The following is a 5,433-nucleotide window of genomic DNA, read 5'->3' as shown; positions in this document are numbered from 1 at the left end:
GAAGCGCTGCTTCGGAAACCCCGCCATGTCCGGGCAAGCGAGGGCGGTTCGTCGCGCGCCGCTACTACACGCAAAGCAGCCTTTGCCGAGCTCAATCCGACACTGCAGGGGCAGATGCGCGCCGTCGAGATGATCCGCGACGCTTTGCCGGGCGCGCTCATCGTCGGCGATTCGACGCAGCCGATCTATGCGGCCAACCTCTATTACGACCATGATCGGCCAGGCGGTTGGTTCAATGCCGCCACCGGCTTCGGCGCGCTTGGCTACGGCCCGCCGGCCGCAATTGGCGCGGCCCTTGCGATACCCGATGCGCCGGTCGTCTGCCTCACGGGTGACGGCGGCTTCCAGTTCACGCTGCCGGAACTGGGCGCCGCGCTCGACGCGCGGGTACCGGTCATCTTCGTCGTCTGGAACAACAGAGGCTACCGCGAGATCGAAACCTCGATGCTCGATGTCGGCGTCGAGCCGGTTGGCGTATCGCCGGCGCCGCCGGATTTCTGCAAGCTGGCCGAGGCTTATGGCATCGGCGCCGAACGGCTTGCCGATATCGACGCTCTCGCGGACGCGCTGAAGCGCGCCCGGGCCACCGGACTGCCGCGCGTCATCGAAATCACAGTTGACTGAAGCGCGGGTTTCCCGTTTTGGCGGGCCACGGCTGAAGTGTCGGACGCATGCAAAGACGCGACAACTGCCATGTCGAGATGTCAATTGAGTGATGGCGCAAAAGGCGCGACGCTTCGCGTCGGCGGCACAGAAATGACCTAACGATAAAAAAATGACAGGAGCGTCCAAGATGACGGAAACACTTGAAGGCAAGCATATCGTCGTGACTGGTGGGACCGGTGCGCTCGGCGGTGCGGTTGTCGGCAAACTGCTGAGCGACGGCGCGATCTGCCATGTGCCCAATGCTCATGCCGCCGCCCCTACGCATTTCCCCTTAACCTCGCATGACCGTGTCCAGCTGGTGCACAACGTCGATCTCTCGGACCCCGCGAAGGTCGAAGCGTTCTATAGCCAGGTTCCGGGCCTTTGGGGCTCGATCCATCTGGCTGGCGGCTTCACCTCGGCGCCTGTTGAAAAGATCGAGTCGGCGTCCTTTGCCGAGATGATGGACACCAATGCGCGCACCGCCTTCCTGTGCTGCCGCGCCGCGATCCGCTCGATGCTGTCGTCGGACACGGCGGGCCGCATCGTCAACGTCACCGCGCGCGCCGGGCTCGATCCGCGGCGCGGCGCCGGCATGGTCGCTTACGCCGCCAGCAAGGCGGCGGTGGCAGCCATGACGGTGGCGATGGCCGAAGAGCTGAAGCACAAGGGCATCCTGGTCAATGCCGTGGCGCCGTCGACGCTAGATACGCCGGCAAACCGCGCCGATATGCCGGATGCCGATGTCACAAGATGGGTCAGCCTCGAAGCCGCCGCCGAGGCCATCGCCTATCTCGCCTCGCCGGCCAATCAGGCGATGAGCGGCACGCTGGTGCCGCTTTACGGCAGGGCGTAACTTTCCAACCTTTACCTAGGTCAAAAAAAAACCCCGCCGGATCGCTCCGGCGGGGTTTTGTTTTGGAGCCTGTGCGAAGGCTTCGCGGTGCGAAGACTTAGCTGCCCTGCTTCTTCAGCGCGGCACCCAGGATGTCGCCCAGCGAAGCGCCGGAGTCGGTCGAGCCGTACTGAGCGACCGCTTCCTTCTCTTCGGCGATTTCCAGCGCCTTGATCGAGACCTGCAGCTTGCGGGTCTTCTTGTCGAAGGCGATGACGCGGGCATCGACCTTCTGGCCGACGGTGAAGCGCTCGGGGCGCTGCTCGTCGCGGTCACGGCTCAGGTCGGAGCGCTTGATGAAGGTTTCGATACCGCTGTCGACCAGCCGCACTTCCAGACCGCCATCCTTGACGCCGATGACTTCGCAGGTGACGACCGCGTTCTTGCGCAGTTCGCCTGAAGTCGCCGCTTCGCCGACCGTATCCTTGGCCAGCTGCTTGATGCCGAGCGAGATGCGCTCCTTGTCGATGTCGACGTCGAGCACCTGCGCCTTGACCATGTCGCCGCGATTGTACTCTTCGATGACCTGCTCGCCCGGACGGGTCCAGTCGAGGTCGGAAAGGTGCACCATGCCGTCCACGTCGCCTTCGAGGCCGATGAACAGGCCGAACTCGGTCTTGTTCTTGACCTCGCCCTCGACCTGGCTGCCGACCGGATGGCTAGAGGCGAAAGCCTGCCACGGATTCTCGAGCGTCTGCTTGAGGCCGAGCGAGATGCGGCGCTTGGCCGGATCGACTTCGAGCACCACCACGTCGACTTCCTGGGTCGTCGACAGGATCTTGCCTGGATGCACGTTCTTCTTCGTCCACGACATTTCCGAAACGTGGATGAGACCCTCGATGCCCGGCTCCAGCTCGACGAACGCGCCGTAGTCGGTGATGTTGGTGACGGTGCCCTTGATCTTCTTGCCGATCGGGAACTTGGTGCCGATCTCGGACCACGGATCGCTCTCGAGCTGCTTCATGCCGAGCGAGATACGGTGGGTTTCCTGGTTGATGCGGATGATCTGCACCTTGACCGTCTGACCGATGTTGAGGATTTCGGTCGGATGGTTGACGCGGCGCCATGCCATGTCGGTGACATGCAGCAGGCCGTCGATGCCGCCGAGGTCGACGAACGCACCGTAATCGGTGATGTTCTTGACGACGCCTTCGACAACCTGGCCTTCTTCGAGGTTCTGCACGATTTCCGAACGCTGTTCGGCGCGGCTCTCTTCGAGCACGGTACGGCGAGACACCACGATGTTGCCGCGGCGGCGATCCATCTTGAGGATCTCGAAGGGCTGCGGGTTGTGCATCAGCGGGGAGACGTCGCGGATCGGGCGGATATCGACCTGGCTGCGCGGCAGGAAGGCCACGGCGCCGTCGAGGTCGACCGTGAAGCCGCCCTTGACCTGGTTGAAGATGACGCCTTCGACGCGCTCACCCTTGGTGAACTTCTCTTCGAGACGGACCCAGCTCTCTTCGCGACGGGCCTTCTCACGGGAAAGCATCGCTTCGCCAAGCGCGTTTTCAATGCGCTCGACATAGACTTCGACGGTGTCACCAACCTTGAGGGTAGTGTCCTTGCCCTTGACGCCAAATTCCTTCAGCGGCACGCGGCCTTCGACCTTGAGGCCGACGTCGATGATGGCCATGTCCTTTTCGATCGCGGTGATCGTGCCCTTGACGACCTGGCCTTCGCCGGAATGGCCTGTTGTAAATGATTCTTCGAGCAGGCTCGCGAAATCATCGCGAGTGGGATTTGCAGCTGACATTGTTTCTCCTGGAGTGCCCCGCATCTGGAAGCGGGACGGGCGCCGTGGGTTAGCGTTGCGTTGGCCTGCCGGCGTTCCGGGCTACAAAAGCCCTGGGCCGCTCTTTAAGCGGCAATTCCGGCGCATGAAGAATGCTGGCAGGCTGGTTCGTGCCCGATATGGGTATTTTCTTCGCCTCCGACAACGGAAAGACGAGGGAAAAACCCGGATCAGACCTAGTCTCTCTTGGCCAAGACGTCATCGATGATCGCCATGGCTGCAAGAAACGCGGCTTCTATAGCCATTTCGCTGGTATCAAGCAAGTGCGCGTCGGCGGCCGGCTTCAAAGGTGAGTCGGCACGGCCCATGTCGCGCTGGTCGCGGCGCATGATATCGGCGAGGATCTCGGTAAAATCAGCGGTCCCGCCGATGCTCTCGATCTCGGCCAGCCGGCGCTGTGCTCGCACCTCGGCGCTCGCCGTCACATAGAGTTTGATGTCGGCGTCGGGGCACACCACGGTGCCGATGTCGCGCCCGTCGAGCACCGCACCCGGCGGCGTCTTGGCGAAGTCGCGCTGCTTTTCGACGAGGATGCGCCGCACGGTCGGGTACACCGCGACCTTGGAGGCCGCCTCGCCGACCGCATGCGCCGACAAGACCGTCCGGTCGAGCTTTGCCAGATCGACCTGGCGGGCAGCGGTTTCAGCCGCCGAGACATTGTCGAGCGGCAGCGCGTGCTGGATGAGCGCATAGGCCACGGCACGGTAGGTGAGGCCGGTGTCGAGCAGGTTGAGGCGGTAGTGGTCGGCCAGCCGGCGGGCGAGGGTGCCCTTGCCGGCGCCGGCGGGGGCGTCGATGGCGATGGTGAAGACGTGTGTCATTGGCAGACCGCCGAAAGGGTTGGGCGCTGGCCTGCCAACGTACCAAGGCTATTGGTTGCCACGACCGTCACCCGATCTCCGCGCCCAGCGCCGTCATCAGCCCCATGAACTCCGGAAAGCTGGTCGCGATCATGGCGGCGTCGTCAATGGTCACCGGCTTTTCCGTCGCCAGCCCCATGACCAGAAAGCTCATGGCGATGCGGTGGTCGAGGTGGGTCTGCACGGTGGTGTCCTTGCCGTTGGGATGGCCGCCAAGGCCCTTGCCGCCCGGTTTGCCGCGCACGGCAAGCGAAGCTTCGCCCTCGGTGCAGTCGACGCCGTTGAGCGTCAGCCCGTTGGCGACGGCCGACAGCCGGTCGGATTCCTTCACCCGCAACTCCTCCAGCCCCTGCATCAGCGTTTCGCCCTCGGCGAAGCTCGCAGCGACCGCCAGCACCGGATACTCGTCGATCATCGACGGCGCCCGCTCGGGCGGCACGATGACGCCCTTGAGCTCGGAGTAACGTACCCGCAGGTCGGCGACATCCTCGCCGCCGGCATTGCGTGGGTTGAGGATGTCGATGTTGCCGCCCATCTCCTGCAGCGTCAAAAGCAGGCCGGTGCGGGTCGGGTTCATCAGTACGTTTTCGATCGTGATGTCCGAACCCGGCACGATCAGGGCGGCCACCAGCGGGAAGCCGGCCGAGGACGGGTCGCCCGGCACGGCGATGGTCTGGCCGGTCAGCTTGCCCTGGCCTTCGATGAAGATGTGGCGCACGCCACGCTCGTCGGTTTCGACCGACAGATTGGCGCCAAACCCCTTCAGCATCTTTTCGGTGTGGTCGCGTGTCATCACCGGCTCGATCACCGTGGTGATGCCGGGCGTGTTGAGGCCGGCGAGCAGCACTGCGGACTTCACCTGCGCCGAGGCCATCGGCACGCGATAGGTGATCGGTGCGGCATGCTTGGGTCCATGCAGTGTGATCGGCATGCGGTCGCCCGGCGTCGCCTTCAGCACCTGCACGCCCATCTGGCGCAAGGGTTCCAGCACACGGCCCATCGGCCGGCCCGACAGCGAGGCATCGCCGATGAAGGTCGTCTCCATGTCATAGGTGCCGACAAGGCCCATGGTCAGCCGCGAGCCGGTGCCGGCATTGCCGAAATCGAGCGGGCCTTCCGGCTGCAGCAGCGCGCCGTTGCCGGTGCCGCGGATCACCCACTCGTCGCCGTTCTTCTCGATATGCGCGCCCATTGCCTTCATGGCGGCACCCGTGCGCATCACGTCCTCGCCTTCGAGC

5 protein-coding genes are annotated in these 5,433 nt (G+C 64.1%); 2 read left to right on the top strand and 3 right to left on the bottom strand.

Features of this window, described 5'->3' with window-relative positions:
• Together EN994_RS16300 and EN994_RS16295 are read left to right on the top strand one after the other, a co-directional pair.
• On the top strand, nt 1-624 hold a 624-nt coding region (locus tag EN994_RS16300), incomplete at its 5' end, for a thiamine pyrophosphate-dependent enzyme (protein ID WP_245466039.1).
• Between the two features lie 169 nt (nt 625-793).
• Complete coding sequence (locus EN994_RS16295; protein WP_063169846.1) at nt 794-1,501, top strand: SDR family NAD(P)-dependent oxidoreductase; 708 nt, start codon at nt 794-796, stop codon at nt 1,499-1,501.
• Between the two features lie 97 nt (nt 1,502-1,598).
• Here EN994_RS16295 and rpsA read toward each other — a convergent pair whose 3' ends face one another.
• The 3 genes from rpsA to aroA form a co-directional block, all read right to left on the bottom strand.
• Nucleotides 1,599-3,296, bottom strand: coding sequence for a 30S ribosomal protein S1 (rpsA, locus tag EN994_RS16290; RefSeq protein ID WP_013528183.1), 1,698 nt, complete (start codon nt 3,294-3,296; stop codon nt 1,599-1,601).
• 215 nt (nt 3,297-3,511) lie between these two features.
• Complete coding sequence (gene cmk / locus EN994_RS16285) at nt 3,512-4,156, bottom strand: (d)CMP kinase (protein WP_127307648.1); 645 nt, start codon at nt 4,154-4,156, stop codon at nt 3,512-3,514.
• 67 nt (nt 4,157-4,223) lie between these two features.
• Nucleotides 4,224-5,433, bottom strand: a 1,210-nt coding sequence (gene aroA / locus EN994_RS16280; protein ID WP_127307647.1) for a 3-phosphoshikimate 1-carboxyvinyltransferase, incomplete at its 5' end; no start/stop codon positions are given.

Source organism: Mesorhizobium sp. M7A.F.Ca.CA.002.09.1.1 (genome assembly GCF_003998555.1).
GTDB lineage: Bacteria > Pseudomonadota > Alphaproteobacteria > Rhizobiales > Rhizobiaceae > Mesorhizobium > Mesorhizobium ciceri.
Note: the sequence above shows the minus strand (reverse complement) of the source record. Positions and strands in the feature narration are given on the sequence as shown.